21 protein-coding genes are annotated in these 22,084 nt (G+C 38.0%); 14 read left to right on the forward strand and 7 right to left on the reverse strand.

What is annotated here, in order from left to right:
- The first annotated feature begins 21 nt into the window (after positions 1-21).
- Entirely contained in the window at positions 22-369 is a 348-nt protein-coding gene (locus NXS00_RS00735; protein WP_258097188.1) for a hypothetical protein, read from the forward strand.
- Positions 370-487: 118 nt separating this feature from the next.
- Positions 488-886 carry a response regulator gene (locus NXS00_RS00740; protein ID WP_258097189.1) on the forward strand — a complete coding sequence of 133 codons (399 nt, stop codon included), beginning with the start codon at positions 488-490 and terminating at the stop codon, positions 884-886.
- 97 nt (positions 887-983) lie between these two features.
- On the opposite strand, the gene NXS00_RS00745 is transcribed toward NXS00_RS00740, so the two are convergent.
- The gene (locus tag NXS00_RS00745; RefSeq protein ID WP_258097190.1) at positions 984-1,361 is read right to left on the reverse strand and encodes a hypothetical protein; all 378 of its coding nucleotides are present in this window, start codon (positions 1,359-1,361) and stop codon (positions 984-986) included.
- A 199-nt stretch (positions 1,362-1,560) separates the two neighbouring features.
- On the opposite strand from NXS00_RS00745, the gene NXS00_RS00750 reads away from it, so the two are divergent.
- From NXS00_RS00750 to NXS00_RS00780, 7 genes are all read left to right on the forward strand, one after another.
- On the forward strand, positions 1,561-3,129 hold the full coding sequence (locus NXS00_RS00750; protein WP_258097191.1) for a sodium:solute symporter family protein: 1,569 nt from the start codon (positions 1,561-1,563) through the stop codon (positions 3,127-3,129).
- Position 3,130: 1 nt separating this feature from the next.
- Positions 3,131-4,813, forward strand: coding sequence for a sugar phosphorylase (locus NXS00_RS00755; RefSeq protein ID WP_258097192.1), 1,683 nt, complete (start codon positions 3,131-3,133; stop codon positions 4,811-4,813).
- A 157-nt stretch (positions 4,814-4,970) separates the two neighbouring features.
- Positions 4,971-5,453 carry a nucleoid-structuring protein H-NS gene (locus NXS00_RS00760; RefSeq protein ID WP_258097193.1) on the forward strand — a complete coding sequence of 161 codons (483 nt, stop codon included), beginning with the start codon at positions 4,971-4,973 and terminating at the stop codon, positions 5,451-5,453.
- 21 nt (positions 5,454-5,474) lie between these two features.
- Positions 5,475-6,050: a hypothetical protein gene (locus NXS00_RS00765; protein WP_258097194.1), complete on the forward strand. Its 576-nt coding sequence runs from the start codon at positions 5,475-5,477 to the stop codon at positions 6,048-6,050.
- A complete protein-coding gene (locus NXS00_RS00770; RefSeq protein ID WP_258097195.1) occupies positions 6,047-6,877 on the forward strand; it encodes a hypothetical protein in 831 nt (276 codons plus the stop codon). The genes NXS00_RS00765 and NXS00_RS00770 overlap by 4 nt, the downstream gene beginning before the upstream one ends.
- Positions 6,864-9,260 carry a leucine-rich repeat domain-containing protein gene (locus NXS00_RS00775; RefSeq protein WP_258097196.1) on the forward strand — a complete coding sequence of 799 codons (2,397 nt, stop codon included), beginning with the start codon at positions 6,864-6,866 and terminating at the stop codon, positions 9,258-9,260. Before NXS00_RS00770 ends, NXS00_RS00775 begins: the two co-directional genes overlap by 14 nt.
- A gap of 27 nt (positions 9,261-9,287) precedes the next feature.
- On the forward strand, positions 9,288-9,917 hold the full coding sequence (locus NXS00_RS00780) for a hypothetical protein (RefSeq protein WP_258097197.1): 630 nt from the start codon (positions 9,288-9,290) through the stop codon (positions 9,915-9,917).
- A 47-nt stretch (positions 9,918-9,964) separates the two neighbouring features.
- On the opposite strand, the gene NXS00_RS00785 is transcribed toward NXS00_RS00780, so the two are convergent.
- From NXS00_RS00785 to ppgK, 4 genes are all read right to left on the reverse strand, one after another.
- Positions 9,965-10,861, reverse strand: a complete 897-nt coding sequence (locus tag NXS00_RS00785; protein WP_258097198.1) for a hypothetical protein — start codon at positions 10,859-10,861, stop codon at positions 9,965-9,967.
- Between the two features lie 336 nt (positions 10,862-11,197).
- Complete coding sequence (locus tag NXS00_RS00790; RefSeq protein WP_258097199.1) at positions 11,198-12,130, reverse strand: D-2-hydroxyacid dehydrogenase; 933 nt, start codon at positions 12,128-12,130, stop codon at positions 11,198-11,200.
- A complete protein-coding gene (locus NXS00_RS00795) occupies positions 12,120-13,799 on the reverse strand; it encodes an AMP-binding protein (RefSeq protein ID WP_258097200.1) in 1,680 nt (559 codons plus the stop codon). Before NXS00_RS00795 ends, NXS00_RS00790 begins: the two co-directional genes overlap by 11 nt.
- Before the next feature lie 29 nt (positions 13,800-13,828).
- Positions 13,829-14,575, reverse strand: a complete 747-nt coding sequence (gene ppgK, locus NXS00_RS00800) for a polyphosphate--glucose phosphotransferase (RefSeq protein ID WP_258097201.1) — start codon at positions 14,573-14,575, stop codon at positions 13,829-13,831.
- Positions 14,576-14,681: 106 nt separating this feature from the next.
- On the opposite strand from ppgK, the gene NXS00_RS00805 reads away from it, so the two are divergent.
- The gene (locus tag NXS00_RS00805; RefSeq protein WP_258097202.1) at positions 14,682-15,227 is read left to right on the forward strand and encodes a DUF2911 domain-containing protein; all 546 of its coding nucleotides are present in this window, start codon (positions 14,682-14,684) and stop codon (positions 15,225-15,227) included.
- Positions 15,228-15,295: 68 nt separating this feature from the next.
- Here the strand turns inward: NXS00_RS00805 and NXS00_RS00810 are convergent, their stop codons facing one another.
- Positions 15,296-16,141 carry a M57 family metalloprotease gene (locus NXS00_RS00810; RefSeq protein ID WP_258097203.1) on the reverse strand — a complete coding sequence of 282 codons (846 nt, stop codon included), beginning with the start codon at positions 16,139-16,141 and terminating at the stop codon, positions 15,296-15,298.
- A 239-nt stretch (positions 16,142-16,380) separates the two neighbouring features.
- On the opposite strand from NXS00_RS00810, the gene NXS00_RS00815 reads away from it, so the two are divergent.
- On the forward strand, positions 16,381-19,194 hold the full coding sequence (locus NXS00_RS00815; RefSeq protein ID WP_258097204.1) for a S8 family peptidase: 2,814 nt from the start codon (positions 16,381-16,383) through the stop codon (positions 19,192-19,194).
- Positions 19,195-20,229: a hypothetical protein gene (locus NXS00_RS00820; RefSeq protein ID WP_258097205.1), complete on the forward strand. Its 1,035-nt coding sequence runs from the start codon at positions 19,195-19,197 to the stop codon at positions 20,227-20,229. It abuts the gene before it with no gap.
- On the opposite strand, the gene NXS00_RS00825 is transcribed toward NXS00_RS00820, so the two are convergent.
- Entirely contained in the window at positions 20,197-20,385 is a 189-nt protein-coding gene (locus tag NXS00_RS00825; protein ID WP_258097206.1) for a hypothetical protein, read from the reverse strand. The genes NXS00_RS00820 and NXS00_RS00825 overlap by 33 nt on opposite strands.
- A 193-nt stretch (positions 20,386-20,578) precedes the next feature.
- Between NXS00_RS00825 and NXS00_RS00830 the strand changes: the two genes are divergently transcribed.
- A complete protein-coding gene (locus NXS00_RS00830; protein ID WP_258097207.1) occupies positions 20,579-21,658 on the forward strand; it encodes a fatty acid desaturase family protein in 1,080 nt (359 codons plus the stop codon).
- Positions 21,659-21,875: 217 nt separating this feature from the next.
- Complete coding sequence (locus NXS00_RS00835; protein ID WP_258097208.1) at positions 21,876-22,070, forward strand: cold-shock protein; 195 nt, start codon at positions 21,876-21,878, stop codon at positions 22,068-22,070.
- Positions 22,071-22,084 lie beyond the last annotated feature (14 nt).

Below are 22,084 nucleotides of genomic sequence, written 5' to 3' on the forward strand. Positions count from 1 at the left end.
AGACATCAACCATCAACCACAATGTCTCATAGTCCATTACTAGATTCCATCATTGTTTTTATTTCAAGCGATGATGAGAAAACAAGATCTCTCTTAAATGTCATCCGAAGGCAGGATGTCAGTAGAAGTGTCCATTGGCTCCGAAATCATGATCAGGTCAAGCGGCATTTTCAAAACCCAAAACAATTTTTAGATTTCAAAGAAAGTGGTCAGGAAGTAGCAATTATTCTTGACTATGATCTGGAAGGTGTATCATTGGTTACCCGACATTTGGAAGAGCAAGGTGTTTTAAAAGTATGCACGTTATTCAGTCTTAAGTCAGTTGCTGATGAAGTGGGAGAATTAAATAAAATGCTTAGAACGGTATAATAAGTGCTTTCTAAGTGATACCCTTAATTTTCACACTTAGGCGATCCCCTCTTATATAAGATTGTTGCTACCTCTACCTTTGTATTGTTATTAATAGTGAACACAAAAAGGAAGAGGCATGAATAACTCATTCACCAATTACGAGATTGTCCTCATCTCCAATAATACAGAGGATGCACAGTGGATTTTGAAAGCCCTGAAGCGCTCTCATTTGAATAATGAATTAATATGGTTGAAGGACATAGATAGAACATTTGATTACTTGACTTCAGATGGACTATACACCGGAAAAGAAATAAACAGTTATACCAAGGTATTTATAATTGATAGCAATTTTCCAGAATCACAAAAGGTAAGAAACGAAATAATGGGGAATTGTAAGCTGAAGGACTGCAAGGTGTTAACATTAGCTGAAAGCAAAGAAGAGTTCTTCAAAACTAATGAATCTTCAACTCACGGTATGATTTCAGAGCTTTTTGGAAAGATGCATGCGTTTAGTATGGCGTTCTTTTTTTGATAAAAACAAATCCTCCGTTCATTGTAACCAGCATGAATGTAAAACAAAAAAGTCGACTCCAGGTCGACTTTTTGCATTTTAGGTAGGTAAATATCTATTAGATTTTAACTATCTCCGCACGGATGTTATGATCTTTCACTAATTCTTGGGTAAACTTCATGTGTCCATGAGGAACATAAATTTGAAATGTTCCATTCTTCATAGAAGCTAGTGTTTCTAGGAGCTTCCATTTGTTAATTAATTCGTTTGGGTTGTCCATTTTGGTAGAGATTTCAAAATAGGCTTTTCCCTCATTTTTTGTTGCTGTAACGTCGGGTGTAAAGTTAACGTTGTTCGTCTTGCCGATTAGTTGATGTGGGGAGTCGTAATCGCTCAGATCAGCTCTGATATTGTCGTAACCTTGCTTTCTTACTTTCTCAATTACATTCGCCAACACCTCGTCGTAAGAAATTTTACTTCTTGTCTGTTGAAGCATAGATTGTTCGGATTTTATATTTTATGGAATAAGTGAAGATTTGAATCCTAAATCGCATAAATTCAGGAGCTTATGTAATTTAAACAATATCTGTGGTATATTGTTCAGATATGATCATTTTTTTAATAAATGGCGTAATTTCTATATCATAACGGGATTTTTTAATAAAATAGTAACTTAGACTATTAACCTACATCCCATGAACTTACTAGATTATGCCATCATCATCGTCTACTCGATTGCATTTCTTGGCTTAGGATATATTTTTAAAAATCAGCAAAACAAAAAAGATTATTTTCTTGGCGGTCGGTCGTTTGGTTGGTTCCCTTTAAGCCTTTCTGTGATGGCCACCCAGCTTTCAGCTATTAGTTTTATTTCGGCTCCTGCATTTGTAGGGATGCGTGCAGGAGGTGGTATGAAATGGCTTAGTTATGAGTTTGCTGTGCCTATAGCCATGATCTATTTAGGAAGTTACCTTATCCCAACTCTTTACAAATCTGGAGTTGTCAGCATTTATGAATTCCTGGAGAAACGTTTCAGTCGATCTACACGGTTATTACTCAGCTTAGTTTTTCAGATAAGTAGGGCTTTTGCCACATGTGTCATGATTTATGCTGTTGCACTGATCTTAACGAGTGTCATGGATATTCCATTCTGGCAAACAGTGGTGGTAATAGGGGTTATTACAGTGATCTATTCATATCAGGGTGGTATGAAAGCAGTGGTTTATGGAGATATGATTCAGATGATCATATTGTTCGTAGGTATCTTAATCTGTCTAGGGTACGGCTTGTCTTATTTAGATGGCTGGGACAATTTCGTTTCGTTGGTAGATAGAGACCGACTGACTGCAGTGGATTTCAGCTCGCTTGGAATAGGGAATAGCGATGGCTTTGGCTTTTGGCCAATGATTATCGGTGGGTTCTTTTTGTATGCGTCATATTACGGAACCGATCAAAGTCAGGTACAAAGATTACTATCAGCAAACAGTCTTGATACCGTCAAGAAAACCATATTGTTCAATGGTCTTTTACGATTCCCTGTGACATTGAGCTATTGTATCATGGGATTAGTGTTAGGAACATTCGTGCTGCAAACGCCAGAGTTTTTAAGTCAAATACCTGCTGACAAACCAGACTTGATGATTCCTATTTTCATTAGAGATTATTTACCACATGGCATTATTGGAATTTTGATTGTAGCAATTCTTTCTGCTGCAATGTCTTCCTTAAGCTCTGCAGTGAATTCTCTCAGTGCTGTATCCACAGAAGACTTTTTAACACATGGAAAGAATGTGTCTCATGCACAATATGTGAAGTATTCGCGAGTAACAGCACTGTTTTGGGGAGTTGTATGTATCGTTTTGGCCTTCTTCGCAGGGAATATAGCTAGTACTGTGATTGAAGCAATAAATAAAGTTGGCTCTGTGTTTTTTGGACCAATATTAGCGACTTTCTTAATCGCTGTTAAAATCAAAAGGGTACATGCTAGAGGAATGAATATTGGTTTGCTATCTGGTGTGCTGTGCAATGTTTATTTATGGCTAGGAGTAGGTGATCAATTATTCTGGTTCTGGTGGAATGCAACGGGTGCTTTGGTAACTTTGGTTGTAGCACTATTGGCTAGTTTAATTGTGCCAAAAGGCAGTGAAAAAGTACAACATATTGAAATGGAAGTAGCCAATGTGTGGACTAAGGATACTTTCATTCTTTTAGGATTTTTTATTTTCATTATTGTAATCGCATTAGCGATTCCTTCTCTTATTTAATATGACTGATATTCGAGCTTTATTGACCTCTGTCTACAATGATTCAGATGTAGATAAACTGATGGTTGGAATAGATCAACTAATTCAGTCTTATCAGAAGAAAGTTAGCCTTGACCCACTAGAACTTGATGAGAATGACGTTCTGATGATTACTTATGGAGATCAGGTTTACCGACCGGGTGAAGCTAAATTAAGTTCTCTAAAGTCCTTCCTGGATGAGCATTTGTCAAACAGTATCAAGCTAGTTCATTTACTTCCATTTTATCCATATAGTTCTGATGATGGGTTCTCAGTTATAGATTATTATGAAGTAAATAAAGACCTGGGCGACTGGTCCAATATTGATGAGCTCAGCAAGAATTACTCACTCATGTTTGATGGGGTAATCAATCATATATCGCAGGAATCAGACTGGCTAAAAGGGTACTTACAAGGTAAAAACCAATATGCTGGGTATTTTAAAGAAGTTGACCCTTCAGAAGATTTTAGTGCAGTAACCAGGCCACGAACGAGTCCTGTCTTTCATGAGTTCTTAGATCAGAATGGAGAGTCGAAGTATCTGTGGACTACTTTTAGCAAGGATCAGGTTGATTTGAATTACGAAACTCCTGAACTGTTTTTACAGGTGCTGGACGTAATGTTATTTTACTTGAGCAATGGTGCGAAGCTCATTCGTTTGGATGCCATTGGATTCATGTGGAAGGAAAAAGGCTCGACTTGCATTCACTTGCCTCAAGCACATGCATTAATTCAGGTAATGCGTCAGGTCTTAGAAAAAGTCTATCCTGATGTAGTACTGATCAGTGAAACGAATGTGCCTCACAAGGAGAATATCACCTATTTCGGAAACGGGTACAATGAGGCAAGGATGGTTTATAATTTCACATTACCACCTTTGTTAGCCTTTAGTTTATTGAGTCAGTCGACCTCTAAGTTTAAAGCGTGGGCGTCATCTTTAAAGCTTCCATCTGATCAAGTGTGCTTTTTCAATTTTACTGCTAGTCATGATGGGGTTGGAGTGAGACCTGTTCAAGGTATTTTGACAGATGAAGAATTAAATATCCTCGTTGATTCAGTGAAACATAACAATGGATTTATCTCTTATAAAACGAACCCTGATGGATCTGAATCACCTTATGAGTTAAACTGTAACTACAAGAGCCTTCTTAAAGGAGTAGATAATAATCCTGATTTTGCATTAAGAAGATTTCTATTGAGCCAGGCGGTGATGATGTGTATGCCTGGATTGCCTGCTATTTATTTTCATTCCTTGGTAGGCTCAGAGAACTTTACCGAAGGAGTGAAGCAAACTGGACGTAACCGAACTATCAACCGTGAAAAGCTAGATCTGAATGATTTGAACGATCAGTTGAAAGATGATTCCAGTGATCGAGCTAAAATATTAACACGCATTAAGGAAATGATTAAGATCAGAGCATCTTTTAGTTGTTTCAATCCTTTTGCATCGTTTTCTATTCCTGATGTAGAGGATGGTCTACTTTGTATAAGCAGAACCAGTTCGGATCATCAAATAACTATAAAGTGTGTGTTCAATTTTACCGCTCATCAAATAGCTAATCCATATAACGTAGGTGTCGATGTGCTGTCAGGAAAACCTAGTCCAGCACTAATTGAAGCCTATAGCTTTGTTTGGATAAATGAGAATGCTTCTCATTTTGAATAGAACATTCTCAAATTGACTTCTTCAGTATTTGTTTAGATCATTTTTTAGCACAAATTTGATTTTGGCTTGCTATTTGTAATATAGAATCAAACAATATCTAAATCCTAAATCCAAAAGGTGAGAAATACGTTTTGATAGCGTAATAAATCTGAACAGAATGAAAAGTAATAAACTAAAATTTTACACTCTAAATGGAGTCCTTTTATTGGCACTCGTTGTTGGTTTTTCTTCTTGTAAGAACAAGAAAAAAATGTCTGACATTTCTGATCCGAATACCGTAGGTCAGCAAATCGAAGAAGAATTAGAAGAGACAGAAGAGGAGATTCCTGAAGAAAGAGTTGCGGTTAAAGAACCAACAAAATCTGAGAGACTGGAAAATTACTTCCAGGCCATAGCTCAAGCATCTTCTACAGCATCAGCGAATAGCAGTATTAGCGAGGCACTGACAATGTTTTCTAATCCTAATGCACCAGTTCTAATTGTAATCTACAGAGGAAGTGGTAACCCGGATTATGACGAGCCAACAACCATCAAAAAGTATCTGGAATACCTAAAGGATACGAAAAACAATAAGGCTGTAGTAGAGGAGATGGTCCTTGATGACTATGGTAAAATCAAAGAATTGGTTCTTAAGAAGTAATAACTCAAAATGAAGATCAAGATGAAATTGAATAAATATTTTCTATTAGTAGCATTCTCTTTAGTTGCTGTGTTTACAGTATCTGCTCAAGACGATGTAGATCCAAGAAGGAAACAAGCCATTGACTCGTTAGCACTAGAGAAAGTAAAAGATTTAAGTAAGTATATCAGCATTATTGGTGATAAGAAAACTCAGTTTTCAGAAGCACAGCGCGTAATGGACAGAGCTGAAGAGCTTTTTGCTGATGATAGCGAAATGGGCGTTTCTTCACTTAGCAGGGAGGAAATCACTTATTATAAAGTGCGCGAATACTTCGAGCGTCTAATGGCGCTCAACTATGATAAGGTCACTATCAAGTGGTATGATATTCACTATATCAGTGATTTGGAAAAACAACCTGATGGTACTTATGTAGGGGTGATCACAATCTATCAACGATTTGAAGGAACATCTGATGATGGTCTAAGTTATAAGGATACCACCAAAAAAGACATTACGATTTATGTGAAGAAAAAAGAGACACAAATCGCCGGAAGAACTATCGAATTCTGGGATGTACTATTGGGTGATGTACGTGTAACTGAAACCTCTGCATGAGAATACTAGCAATTCTTAGTTTAACAATATTATGCTTTCATACATCAGTGGGCCAGGGGCTCACTGATGAAATGAAAGATACCGAGGAGAAGCTTTATGCTTCCACCAAACAAATCAACCAGTTTCTTAGACGCTTCAATGGTGAAGAAGATGAAGAAGGCAATAGATACTACTCTGGTGATAAAAAATACCGTGATGATGGCCTTCGTAAGAAGTATCTCCCAGTGTTATTCGATAAGGAAACTGGATATATCAGTGAAACAGTAGCCAAAGACTTCATCAAAGAAGTTACTGATAAACGTAACCCGGAATTTCTTGATCTCCATGATAAAGAAATGTTCGCTGAAGTGTCAGCGATTTTTACTTATAAAGGAAAAGAAACTTCAGCATTGCTTTATATGAAAATGCAACAGCAAGGCTTGGGCTACGAATGGGTTATCGATGATGTGGCGTTTGATCCATTCAAGAAATTATATAAGAAGGATACTTCTGAAGCAAAGCGTTTTATGCACCCCATGAGTCATGAATTAGGATTTATGACGCTGCGAAAAGCACTTCAAAATGAAAAGTATCCAGAACAATTCACTCCTAGAGAATATCAACCAGACTACTTGACACTATTCTTATTTGAATTAAAAGCAGGTAATCTTAAGTTTAAAACAGTGAAGAACGTGAAATTTCACTTCTTTACAATCGATAATTGGTACTTCGAATTATCAAACTTTAATAGGCCAGGGTACAATACTGGTTGGCTAATTTCCAACCTGACAAAACTCGAAGGCAATCAGAAACAAATGATGAAAGATTACATCTATGACAAGAACTAACACCTGGTTCTCAGCTTTATTTCTATTGTTACTTTCTCTTTCTCAGGTCCATGCTCAGGATGCTGAGAATGATCCTTATATAGAGGAAGTACAAAGCTTAGTAAGTTTTTACAAGTATATGCTCAATACTGTGGGAGGCACCAAAACATCCACTCGAGACAAAGAAGTAATCATTACAGAAAGCTATAAAAAAGCATTTAAGGATGGTTTCGTGCAAGTGGAAGATGATTTACTCCCAGATAGAAATGCAATAACCAATAAAGACATCAGCGCATACCTTCGTGATGTCGACTTCTTTTTTAAAGACATCAAATTTGATTTTCAGGAGATAGAAATAACGAAAGGAGAGCGAGATAATGGTAAAGACTATTATTTGGTATCCTTTCAAAATCAGATAGAAGCCACTACGTTAGAAGGCGAATCCTATAACAGAGGAGATAAGCGCTACATAGAAGTGAACTTCGATCCGGAAAGTAGTGACCTGAAAATAGTAAGTGTTTATTCCACCAAGATCAGTCGTGAGAAAGAGCTTAGAAATTGGTGGGAGAGCCTGTCATTTGAGTGGACACGTATATTTAAAGCATATGTGCCTTTCGAAACGATAGACAAAGATGTGCTAATCAGAATTGCGGATATTGATAGTTTGAATTTGAGTAACAATCAGTTCATTCAATCTGTTAAACCTTTGGCTGCATTGAAAAAGCTCCGCTATTTAGATATTTCCAATACTAAGGTAAATGATCTCACTCCACTGAGATATTCTCCCAGGCTGCAAACACTAATTGCAACAAGTAGTGCGGTAAATGACATCTCAGTAATTCAATATTTCGAAGGTTTGAAGCATTTGGATCTGAGCAGAACCAATGTGACGAATATCGAGGCTATATCAAGTACAGCATTAGAAAGTCTGAATCTGAGCGGAACCAATGTAATTGTTTTTACGCCATTGAATTCAGTGGCTACGTTGAAGAAAGTTGTTTTGGCTAACACGGCATTTTCTAACACGACACAATTAGCCAAGAATAGTCAATTGACTTATGCTGACTTATCAAGAACTGGCATTACCTCAGTGCAACCATTGTCTGGTTGTCAAAACCTGACTTATCTAGACGTTTCTGAATCTTACATAACTGATCTGAACGGAGCGGGTCAAATGACAGCCTTAAAGGAGCTTTACATCAACCAGACCAGAATCAATAGTCTGGCACCATTGAAGGGTTTGAAGAGCCTGAAAAAGATCTATGCAGACTACTCAGGTATCAATGAGCGATTAGCGTCTGACTTCATGACCGCCAATAGAGGAGTCCTTATCATTACTAACTCTGAAAAAATCATGGACTGGTGGTCTGGATTGAATGCAGAGTGGAAAAGTGCATTGCAAACTTATTTGCCTGCCAGACCAGGAAAAGAGGATATTGCAAAGCTGATTAACATCGATTCTCTAGATCTAAGTAACAGACGAATACTGGATGGAGCTCCTTTGGCTCGGTTTAATCGCATGCGTTATTTGGATATTTCTAAAAACCTGATCACCAACTTTGACTTCACGGCAGAGATGGAGGATCTTGAGTTTTTGAAAGCTGTAAAAATGCCAGCAACAAGCACGGCAGGACTAGAAGTTAACAAGAATCTAAAGTATTTAATCCTCACTGAAAGTATTGTAAAAGATATTCAGTCTCTGGAAGCTTTGGGCAAATTAGAATTGCTCGATGTAGAAGCTACAGCGGTATCAGAGAGTGGAGTAAAGGACTTTTTACAAGTTAGTCCAAACACAGTAGTAATTTATCGTCCAACCGAACTTCATGAATGGTGGGATAATCTACCAGGGGAATGGAGAGATGAGTTTGATTTGGAAAAAGTAGATTCCTATCATTTACATCAGTTAACGGAAAGTAAAGAAGTCAAAATTGAGAACAGTCGGATTTCTTCTTTGCGACCGTTGGATATGTTTATTAACTTAAGAAAAGTTTACCTGGACAAAACCGGTATTACCAGCTTGATAGATTTGGCACCACATGAGCATATAGAAGAGATTGTATGCAAGAATGGGCCGTTGATGGATTTGGAGTCAATTGAGGAGCATTATGAGCTTAAAAAGCTTGATATCAGCAATACGGCTGTAGATGATTTGCGCCCGTTGAGAGACAGTAGGAGCTTGAATTACCTGAACTGTTCTGGAACAAATATTAAGAATCTAAAAGGACTTGAAGAATTATACAGCTTAAATTATTTAGATATTAGTAACACCAGAGTTTGGCGAATGGATAGGCTTTACGATATTCGCAGCCTAAACACCTTGGTTTGCTACAATACCAGAATCAGGACCAGAACCATGGACGAATTCAAGGCAGAGTTTCCTGATTGCGAAATAACCTTTTACTAAACAACCAGTATTTATTTTCACTTAAACATGAAGAGACAAGATTTCAGTTTGAGAATCACCGCACTAGTCCTATTATTAATCAGTTCATTTGCAGTAGTTGCTCAAGAGGAAGAAGCTGCTGTCGACCAACCTCAAACACTGAAAGGTACGTTTGATGGTATGATGGAAAAGTATTCTACTTATGAGCAGTACAAAGTCATTCCCATTACCAGAATGAATCAGTTCTGGGTAGAAGTGAATGATTCTTTGATCACCAAAGATCGATCAATCAGTCAATTGAATGTAGAGATTGTGGCGCTTAATGCAATGATTGATTCACTGAAAAGTGATCTGGCTACTGTAAAGAATAATCTCGAGACTAGTGAGGCTACCAATTCTGAAATCAGTTTTGTAGGCATCCCTTTTGATAAAACTGTCTATCACATTCTAGTTTGGACGATCATTATCATTTTGGCGGCTTTGGCAGTAATAGCTTACTTCATGTATATCCGAAGTAATGGCTTAACTTCCAGATTCAAGAAAGATTTGGAACAGATGCGTCATGAATATGACGAACATAGAGATAAGAGCAGGGAAGTACAAGTGAGGCTGAAGCGTGAACTTCAAACAGCTGTCAACACTATAGAAGAAATGAAAAGAGGTGGGGCAAGAAGATAATTGACTTCCTACATCTAAAATAAAAAAGCCGGCATGCGCCGGCTTTTTTATGTATTTAACCATCTCCAGAACTTTCCTAATACTGTTTTAGGCTTAGGTCTGGTATCTGCAGTTTGGGCTGCTTTACTTGGTTTCTTTTTCTTTGTTTTAGTAATCGGAACAGGCTTAGAAATCTTTTGTTTATAATGTTCCGCTTTCTGTTCTTTGATTTTCCTTTCCTCTAGCTGCTTTTTTCTAGCTTCCTGGCGCGCTATGCGTTTTTCTTTTTCGCGTTTATTCTTAAGTCTGCGAGCTTCTCTTTCTTCTTCGGTAAGCCTTCTTCTGCTATTCTTATGATGATGTCTGATGACTTTAGTCTCAGTTTGTTGCTCTTCAGAGTGGGTTGATTCAGTAGGTTCATCTTCTGATATTTCGTCCTCTTCTTTGGCTGCTTTAGGTTCAGGAAGATCTATTTTGCCTACCACTTTCAGTCCAGGTAGTTCAACCTTGGGAGCTTTAATAACATCAAATTCTGTTAATACAGGAGCTTCATCTTCTTCGGTGTTTAGCTCAGCTGCTGTGATACTAACGACCTGCTTCATAGCATTAGACTCCTCAACTAACGGCTCTTGAATCTTATCCTCGTCCTCTAATTCTGGATCCTCATTTTCCAAAATTGGAGTTAGTTCAGTGCCATCTTCAGCTATTTCAGTGGTTGGTATGGCTTGTTCTGGTATACTTTCCTCTAACTCAGAAACGTTAGCTTCTTCTTCTTGAGTTTCGTTGATTATCTCTTCTTCAGAAGGAATTAAATCCGGCCTAAAATGAGCAATGACGTTCTTTTCGTCTTCTTCTTCAATTTTGACGTTAGGGTGGTCATTCTTTTCAATTCCTGATTCTCGAAGGAACTGAACTATTTCTGTTGTGCTGGTTTCTAAGTGTCTTGCAAGTTGGCCGAGCCTCATGAGGAAATCTTATTTGCTCGCAAAAATAGGAAACTGTTGCAAATCAGGCTCCTAGAAACTGTTATTTGTTTGTATTCTCCGCAGATTGTGCCATAAAACTGGCTTCCCATTCATTCATACGGTCTTCTATACGTTTTAAGTGACCTTTTTTGTCCTTTCGTTTCAAAAAACGCACGTACTTTTTAAGAAATGGAATTTTTGGAGCTAGTATAAATAGCGAAAGGAAGACCAACACATACCCAAAAGGGATAAAAGGTATGCACATTAAGACGATACCTAGTAAAGCGAATAACCCGCCTAAAAAATATCTGATGTATGAACTATATGCTTGCAAATCTATCTTGTTTTGAAATTGGCCACATGATCGAAGACCTTTTTCAAAAGTATGGATCTGGCTTTTGATGAGGCCCAAGCTATGTGGGGAGTAACTATACAATTAGATAACATCAAAAGTGGATGATTTGTTACAGGTGGCTCATTGATCATCACATCTAACGCCGCAGCTGCGATGGTTTTGTCTTTCAAAGCATCTGTTAAATCGCTTTCATTGATCAGTCCACCACGAGCCGTGTTGATCAATATGGCAGAAGGCTTCATGGTTCTCAATAGCTTTTTATTGATCAAGCCCTCGCGTTCTGGTGTCATAGGCCAGTGTAAACTAACAATATCACCTCTTTTAAAACCTTCCTCAAGAGATACAAGCTCGTAATCATCAAGATGTTTGGAGTGATTGCTCACTATTAATACCTCCATTCCGAAGGCTTTAGATACTTTAGCTACTTCGGAGCCAATTTGTCCATATCCAACCACAGTGATGGTCTTAGAGGATAGCTCTGGAATTGTAGACAGTAAATAACTGAAGCCTTTATCACTATTCCATTCACCATTTTTTACTGATTGATCATGAGCCTCCACTTGATTGTAAAGCGTCAAGATCATGCTAAAGACATGTTGCGCGACAGATTGAGTACTATATCCTGAGACATTTTTAACCGAAATATCATATTTCTTAGCGGCATCCAGATCCACATTATCCATTCCTGTGGCAGAAATGATAACCAGTTGAAGATTAGGTAGTTTCTCAAACTCAGCAGCACCTAATTTAATCTTGTTAATGATTAGAATATCAGCATTCGCTGCTCTTTCTAAAACTTGATCCGGACTGGTACGCTCATAGATGGTAACATCTCCATATTCATTTAATGGTTCCCAGCTAAGGTCTCCCGGGTTAGCATAAATACCATCCAGAACCACAATATTATACGACATTGTTTGCTTCCTCTTTACGCAGTTCTTTTCTTAAGATTTTACCGACATTTGATTTTGGCAGCTCTTCTCTAAATTCAATGTGTTTTGGCATTTTATAAGCAACAAGGTGCTCTTTACAGTGTTTTAAGATTTCATCCTGAGTAAGATTGGGATCTTTCTTTACAATGAATGCCTTAACTACTTCACCGGACGTTTTGTGAGGTACTCCAATCACACCAACTTCCAATACTCCTGGCATAGAAGCAATAACATCTTCTACTTCATTGGGGAATACTTTCATACCAGAAACGTTGACCATCTCCTTTTTACGGTCAACAATTTTGATGAAGCCATCAGCATCAAAAAAACCTATATCACCTGTTTTAAACCAGTCACCTTCCATGACAATATCTGTTTCCTTTTGATTTTGCCAATAACCAGTCATTACTTGTGGTCCTCGTGCCCATATTTCACCAAATTCGCCTACAGGCTTCTCGTCACCCTCATCACCAATGATTTTGATTTCCGTTGATGGCACCGGCAATCCAATAGTTCCAAGTTTTTGTTTGCCAATGATTGGATTGCAGGTTAGGAGCGGAGAGGTTTCAGACAGTCCGTACCCTTCTACCAGATCATTTCCGGTCACCTGCTTCCATCGTTCTGCAACGGCCATTTGCAAAGCCATACCTCCTGATACAGCTACTTTTAGTTTGGAGAAGTCAACATCTTTAAAATCAGGTTGTTGAAGCAATCCATTAAACAATGTATTGATACCAGTAATTACCGTAAATGGAGTCTTTTTCAATACCTTGATAAAATCCTTCATTTTACGCGGATCCGTAATAAGGACACTTTTAGCTCCAATTCGCATCATCCCAAAACAATTGACGGTCAATGCAAAAACATGATACAATGGGAGTGGAGTGATGGTTACTTCCTGTCCGTCAATTAAAGATGCTCTCATCCAGCCCGCTACTTGCTCTATATTGGCAATCAGGTTGCGATGACTTAGAGCAGCCCCTTTCGCAACGCCGGTTGTGCCTCCTGTATATTGTAAAAGAGCCAGATCTGAGGATTTTACTTCTGGCCTTTGATAGGTTTTCTTTTTACCCTTTTTTAGTGCATCTCCAAAGTTGATAGCTGTTGGGAGATTGTAGTCTGGTATCATTTTCTTGACACGCTTAACCATAAAATCAACCACCGCTCCCTTGAATGATCCTAGCATATCGCCAACTTCAGCCACAATAACTTCTTTTACAGTAGTGTGCTGCATTACTTCCTCCAACTTGAAGGCAAACGTGCTGAGGATGATGATTCCCTTTACACCAGCATCATTGAATTGATGCTCCATTTCAGAGGGTTTGTACTGTGGATTGGTATTGACAACAACCATTCCTGCTTTCAAAACACCAAAAAGTGAAATTGGGTATTGTAAGACGTTAGGCATTTGTAAAGCGATGCGGTCACCTTTTACCAGGGAAGTCTCCTGACTTAAATAATTTGCCAAAGCTGTACTTTGTTCATCAAGCTCTTTATAAGACAATTCGACTCCCATGTTTTCAAAGGCTGGGAGATCTCCGAATCGAGTAACGCAATCATCTAAAAAGTCTAATAATGATTCATACTGGTCCGGGTCTATTTCATGCGGAACTTTGTCAGGGTAATTTTTTAACCAGGGATATTCGGCCATTGTTGGGTTTAATCTTAGTTGTGTAGTACTTATTTAATCAAGTCTTTAGCAGAAAGGGCAGCGCCAATAATTCCTGCATGATTTCTTGATTTGGCAGGAACAATAGGGGTATCTAATTTGAAATACTGCTGGTACTCTTCAAATTTCTTACTGATTCCTCCGCCCATGATGAATAGGTCCGGCCAAAACAATGCTTCCAATCGATTGAGGTATTCATTGAACCTTGTGGCCCATTCTTCCAAAGATAGGTCTTGTGCTTCGCGAACAGAATTAGCGGCATAATGCTCTCCGGCCATTCCATTTATTTGCACAAATCCCAACTCAGTATTTGGAACCAGGTTCTTGCCGACAAATAAAGCGGTGCCAATACCTGTTCCTGCAGCCACTACCAATGTTGTATCTCCTTTCTTTTGTTTCTTTCCGGATCCAAATTTCATTTCAGCGATTCCTGCAGCATCTACATCATTGATTATATGAGTAGGGCATTTGGTTGCTTTTCTGATTTGTGCTGCAGCATTCATTCCAAGCCAGCTTTTGTCAATATTGGATGCAGTCTTGACGATTTCATGCCTTACAGCCGCAGGAAAACCACACCCTATTGGTCCTTTATAGTCAAACTCCTTTACGAGCTTGATTACGGTATCTATAACAGCTTGTGGCGTAGCAGGATCAGGTGTGGGAATTCTCACTCGATCTGTGACTAACTTACCTCTTTTTGTATCTACAATGGCACCTTTTATTCCAGTGCCGCCAATATCAATTCCAAGAACTTTCATACTATTTCCAAACTTACCAAAAAACTATCGTATTGCGTGAATAAATACATTTTGGTATACCAAATAAAGTATTCTACCTTGCTATTGTTTTAACTTTTTAAAGAATATGTTGAAGAAAATATTAATCGGCTTAGGAGTTTTAGTGGTGATCCTTGGAGCTGCATTCGGTTATTTGCAATACCGTAACTACTCATTGAGTCCAAGAGGAACTGCAGAATTGGAAAATGGTGGTTTAGAGATAGTTGTAGATTACTGTAGGCCATCTGTTCGTGAGCGAGTAGTGTTTGGAACAGAAGAAGAAGGTGCATTGCAACCTTATGGACAGTACTGGAGACTTGGTGCAAATGAGGCTACGGAAATTGAATTCAAATCGGATGTGTTATTAGTTGATCAAGAAATAAAAAAAGGGCGATACCGAATGTATGCAGTACCTGGTGAGTATTATTTTGATCTGATCTTGAATAGTAGTTTTGGATGGGGATATTCTGAGCCTGATTCTACGCAAGACGTTGCTACAGTGAAGGTGCCTGTTTTAAAAAGTGATTTTACAGAGCAGTTTACTATTGAACTGGAGCCTTTATATGACAATAGCCAAAAGTTAGTAGTCAAATGGGCAGAAATGAAGTTGGAAGTTCCGATTATCGCTCAATAAGAATTCGTTTATCAAACAATGAAAAAGGCCGCGGATGCGGCCTTTTAAAGTTGTGCTCAATGTGAAACTTAATATAGGTACTCTAAAGCAACTACATCATAGTTTCCAAACTCTCCGTCTTCATTAGCGCTAAAGCATGAAAGCATAATCGAGTTTGCGTCAAATCCAGTAGGAGTGCCAGGAATATGAATTGCTCCAACTCCACCGTCTCCTTCATTTCCACCACTTCCACAAGAAAGTGACCTGTTGAAGTAATCTGTGTGACGCAGACCTAAACAATGGCCTATTTCATGCGTAATAACGTGCTCAGTAGTGTTTGTTCCATAGCTAGAAGTACCAGAAAGAATTTGTACCCACTTATATGGGTTTCCACCACTTGGGAATCCAGCAGAACCACCGCCGCCACCGCTAACGCGATAAACTACAATGTCTGCAGAACCTGTGTTGGTTCCATAAGAAAGTGAGAAATTCAATCCAATGTTCAATGCATTGTAGTTGTCAACAGCCCATGAAAGCGCAGTTCTCATGGTATTGTCCAATGCATAACTTCCACCAGTGTAGCCTAATACACTTATAGTTTGTGGGGTGCTTACCAGATTGTTAGTTCTGTACTGTTCACCGCAAGCTCCCTCATGGGCTACATCACTTTTAAGCATTTCCTCAAACAAGGCATCAGATATCATGATATCATTCTCTAGAATGAACCCTGATTCAACTTTTCCAGTAATCGGATTTTCCTGTGATGATCTTTTGATATCACTCACATCAAATCCAAGTTCTGAAAATTTGGCTGATACTTCGTCAGAAATCTCATTGGTGTTAGGTGCAATGTCATCTTGAGCACATGATGACATAATGAAAACGGTTGCTATGAGTGTGACTACACTCATTAGCGAAAATTTGAGTTTTAACATAGTGAATTAGGTTTAATTAAGGAGCCAATATAATGATGAGGTAGATTTGTTAAAAGCAGAACTAATAATATTTATTTGGAGTATATCATTTGATACAACATATAAACAGTAATTAAAATTCTTTTATGCAAAATATAATATGGTGAAAGAGGCTGGGAGGTATTATTGATTATTGTCGACAAAAAAATCTAATTTCACTATGAAACTTTTCTTAGAATGAATTCACAATGCTTAAAAATGTGAGAACTGTAAAACAGATTTTAATAACGCTAACTCTTGTCACTTTAGCGTTTCCGGTGTTTGGTCAAACTGCTGTTCTCGATCATTTGAAGAAAGTTGTATCGAAAGATGAAAATTCATTAAATATTGATAAAACTGCACTTTTAGTGCAAATGAATCCAACGGAGGCTGTGCAAATGGTACGGCACGGTGAAGGTGAAATATTGAGAAGGTTACCTGATAATTACTACCTGGTTTCTGGTAATATATCAGATGAATCTAAGCTAATCAGGAAGCCGTTTTTTGTGGTGGATTCAAGATGGAAATGGGATGAATCCATTTTTGCGCTAAATAACCATAAAAAAGTTTCATTTTATGTTCAGATTATATCAAATGATAATAAAGTAATTGGTGAATTAGTGGAAAAGTTTGACTTGCGGTGGGTCAATGGTGGTATCTATCAAGGGTCTGGCAAGCGATCAGACTTAGTAGAACTAGCCAAATCGCCAGCGGTCAATTATATTTCTCTGGAGTCAGGTGAAGTTCAGGAGGAGAGTAGGGTTATCGATTTAAACCTAAATCCAAATAGAGTTTCAAAACTCCACCACCTTTATCCAGATCTAAGAGGACAGCAAATGACGATCTCCATAAAAGAACGTTCTTATGATTCGCAAGATTTGGATTTGAGGGGTAGATCCCTGTTATCAGGATTAGAAGATGAACAGCTGTCAAATCACGCTACAGAAATGGCGACGATCATTGCTGGAGCAGGTAATAGCTTTGTGACAGGATATGGTGTGGCTCCAGAGGCTCAAATTACGGCTTCTTCATTTGAAAACTTATTTCCAGACCCAATTGAGCATTTTAGTTCATTGAATTCTTATCTTCAAAATCATTCTTATGGGACTGTGATCGAAAATGAATATGGACTTGGAGCTCAGCAATATGATCAACAAGTAGCATCTAACCCAGAGGTCCTACATGTTTTCAGTATTGGAAATAGTGGATTGGAAACACCGGAATCAGGAACCTATCAAGGAGTTACGAATTATGCCAATATCACAGGCAACTTTAAAACCGCAAAAAACATCTTAACCGTTGGTGCTACTGATTCAGTAGGCAGAAGCATCAACTTTTCCTCACGTGGGCCTGCTTTCGATGGTCGAGTGAAACCTGAGATCTCCGCTTATAGTTTGGTTGGAAGTTCCAATGCGGCGGCTTTGGTGTCAGGAACAGCAACTTTAATGCAGCAATACTATTACGAGACCTTTAATGCATACCCAAGATCTGACTTGATCAAAGCATTGCTAATAGCAGGAAGTGATGATCTTGGTCATCCTGGGCCAGACTATGAGCGTGGTTTTGGAGTGATGAATGCTAGTAGGTCTATGAAACTACTTGAAAAATCAAACTACTGGGTTGATACACTAACAGTTTCTACAGTAAATACTGAAGTAATTGTAGTGCCAGATCAAATTGAAAAACTGACGGTTGTTTTGAACTGGGTAGATCCTGCTGCCAATGCCGGAGATCAACGAGTTTTGATAAATGATCTGGATCTGATGCTAATTAGCCCAAAAAAGGATACGATCAGACCCTGGGTTTTGTCAACGCTTCCTGAGGTGCTTGAACTACAAAAGGAAGCTACACGAGGTACAGACATTGTTAATACGATTGAATTTTTATCGATTGAATTTCCTGAAGCTGGAGAATATCAAGTCATTGTTTCCGGCAATAAACTATTGTCGGATCATCAGATGTACAGCCTTGCTTATCATATGGATTTAACAGATGTTTTTGAATGGGATTATCCTGTTAGGGGTAGTAATTTTCCTTACAATGGAGAAACAGGAACTTATTTTAGATGGAGTTCAAGTTTGGATTTCACAAAAGGAGATTTATACTACAGGTATTTAGAAGGTGATTGGAAGCTTATCCGTTCAGGTATAGATTTAAAGAGAGGATACTTGAGATGGGGTATGGCTAATAGTTTAGAAAATGGTATTGTTGAAGCCATGATGATCGTTGATCAGGACACTTTTAAAACTGATCCGTTTGTTGTTTCTCAAGAGTTGAAAGCATCTGTAGAGATTGATTGCGCTGACTCTGTGTTGATTAGTTGGGCACTTAGACAAGGAATTGATTATTATGAAATTAGACAGCCGGGCGAACAAAAACTGGAGTTAGTCCATACGACTACTGATACTTCATTTATGGTGTATAGCCCTCAGAATACGTATTTCAATATTAGACCACAAATAGACAATTATCAATACTTACCATCTACAACATTCAATTATCAACAACAGGGTGCGGGATGTTTTGTGAAGTCTTTCTATCATGAAGAAGTAAATGACGAAGGAATTTTGTTGAAACTAGAATTGAGTAGTGTGTATGGTATAGACAGTGTTGTGATTGATCAAGTGAATTATCTAGGAAGACAAAGACTAGTTAATGTTCGCAATGTGGCCAAAGAACTTAGGTTTTTAGATGCGAATCCAATTCAAGGACTTAATGAGCATGAAGCGACCATTTATTTCAATAATGGAGAAAAGCTTATGGTTACTGCCACAGGAACTTATTATTTAACTGAAAAGTCAGTCTTGGTTTTTCCAAATCCAGTGCCGGGCGATAAACTGGCTAGTTTCTATACCAAGGAATTGACCAGCTTTTCTGATCTAAAAATATATGATAAACATGGAGGTATAGTGCTCTCTAAAGTGCTTTATTCTAGTCGAGAAGTAGTTTCTTTACATGACTTGCGAGCTGGACTTTACTTTTATGTGATTGATATGGAAGGTGAGCAACATCGCGGAAAGATTATTATCAACTAAATGCGCCTCCTCAAGCTAAGATTTGGAGATCCAGGAGATCAAATTAGATCACTGTTGAATAACAACGTGATTGGTACTCCTGGTCAAAGTATGGTGTATCAACATCAGCGCGTAGATTCTAAAATAGACTATATCGATCATCCAATCTTTATAAGTGTAGAACTTGGTGGGAGCGTAGTAGGGGTTTGCTGTTACGTGAAACGAGAAACTTATTCTTTAGGTGAAGCTGCTGAATCATTTTATATCCGGTACTTTTCATTTAAAGATGCTTTTAGAACTAGTGGTAAGGCTATCAGCCGAATAGCCAAAAAAAGTAGATTAAAAGAAGAAATAGAATCTCTTTTTTCTACGGATATTTTGTCCGAAAAACCTAAGGTGTACTATGCTTATGTAGATCCAGGTAATCTTCGTTCTAAACGCATAATTGACAGCTATCATTTTCAAGAAATAGGAAGATTTCAAACCGTGTACTTCAGTCGGTTTTTTCCTAAAAAGCACTCTCATGTGATAGAGCTAAAAGGGGAGTTGTTAGCTGAATATAAGAAATTGGCCAAACTGGAATATGAAGGTCACATGTTATTTACAGATGAGAACCTTGGCTATGAAAATGGGGCTTATGGTATTGTTGAAAATGGCCAGATAGTAGCTGCTTTGCAAGCTAATGCTGAGCGATGGAAGATCTTTGAAATTCCTGGAGGAAAGCATCTAATCAAATTGGTCTCAAAAATCCCATTTATCAACCGACTGTTCAATACCAACTTTGAGTTCTTATCTCTTGAGGGTTTCGTAGTTAAATCAGGTCATGAGAACTATTTAGAGTCGTTGATTGAGACTGCATTAGCAGAGAAGAAAAGGAATACTGCAATTACCTGTTTATCTAAGGCGTCTAAGTACTATGAAATAATGAAAGAAATGAATCAGGGCTTTATTACTCGATTGAGTTCTGAAAAGGAAATGGCTGTAGTGATTCGTTCCGAAGGAGTTGAAGTAAAGAGGAGTGAGTTAATCTATGTCAGCGGATTCGATAATATGTAGGCTACTGATGAATGAAGATTCTAAATGGTGAAGCTGACCATCTAGCTTTGAAACAGTGTTGGATAAGTATTGATAATCTAACGAATTGTCTGCAAAACTTGATCCTATAATCAGTCCTGCTACTAATAAACCTAGTGCTATAAACTTCCTTTTCATAGAGTTACAACGGGGTTAATTGCAAAATGTTTAATATATCGATAAATATGTTAAACAAAATAACTCACTCACATTGATTTCTATTCAATAAATAGCTGGTAGTTTTACGGAAGAGCTTAAGCTGTAGAACTATTAACCCAAAAGAACATACTCTCAAGTTATCCCACCTACGGGAGTATCGAAATATCCACAAATGAACGTATACAAGTTTTCAAATCATCTTGGAACCAGTTTTACCAAGGAATTAAAAGAGCGTGTGAATCAGTATTTCTCCTCCAAAGAGATTTCCAGATCTGGTGATTATCGAATGGGTGTTAAATCCGCTGTGATGATTTCAATGTTCTTATTTCCATTGTTGATTCTATGTTCTGGATTCATTAGTAATATTTGGGCTGTATTTGGACTTTACCTGTTAAGCGGACTAGGAATGGCCGGTATAGGAATGAGTGTGATGCACGATGCCTTGCATGGTACCTTCTCTTCTAAAAAGGCGATAAATAAAGTGATGGGGTGGTCAATCTATTTGATCGGAGCCAACCCTACAGTTTGGAAAATACAGCATAATGTCCTTCATCATACCTATACGAATATTGATGAAGCAGATGATGATCTTCATGTTCCTGGCATACTGCGTATTTCACCTGATCAGAATAGGTTTTGGATTCATAAGTTTCAATTTGTCTACGCGTGGGTTTTATATGGAATGATGACACTGGTATGGGTGACAACAAGAGATTTTACCAGATTGAAGCGATATAGAAATATGGGGTTAGTAAAGACCCAGAAGGAATACAACAGAATTATTATTGAGGCGATCATTCTTAAGTTTTTCTACTTTGGTTATTCCATAGCGATCCCAATGTTGATGATACCTGTTGCCTGGTGGATCGTTTTATTAGCTTATTTCAGCATGCACTTTGTCACCGGGATTGTATTAACGGTCATTTTCCAGATGGGGCATATCATGCCGTCATCAGAATTTCCACAACCAGACGAAAACGGATTAATAGGTCAAAATTGGTCTATTCATCAACTAGCAACAACGTGCAATTTTGCGCCAAGAAATAGAGTGTTGTCCTGGTTTGTTGGTGGCTTAAATTATCAGATCGAACATCACTTGATGCCGCATATTTGTCATCTGCACTATAGAGAGCTGTCGAAGATTGTGCAGGAAACAGCTGAGAAGTATGGAATACCATATCATAGCAAACGAACACTGTTTCATGCACTAAAGAGTCACACCGACATGCTATATCAACTCGGGAGAGCCTAAAAAAAGATAATAATTGAAAGTATTGAATTGTAATTCAATAATTAGCTGTAGCTTGCAGCATCATTTCGATTATACGGGGGTAACCGTTTCCAAAAGTTTAGTTCAGACGAACTACTCCTATGTTTCAACTTTATTCCTTCATATTTCTTAGTGCCAGAGTCTTAAGCAGTTATGTTTTTAACTCGATATAATTTTTAAACAATAATACATTAGTACAATGCAAGAAGGAACTGTAAAGTTTTTCAACGAGTCAAAAGGATTTGGATTTATTAAACCAGCTGATCAAGGAGATGATATCTTCGTTCACTCAAGTGGACTTGTGGATGAAATCCGTGAGAATGACAGAGTTAAATTTGACCTAGAAAAAGGTAGAAAAGGAATGAACGCGGTTAACGTTGAAGTAATCGACTAATTCTTATAAAATAT

It is taken from the genome of Marinoscillum pacificum (genome assembly GCF_024714495.1).
Lineage (GTDB): Bacteria > Bacteroidota > Bacteroidia > Cytophagales > Cyclobacteriaceae > Marinoscillum > Marinoscillum pacificum.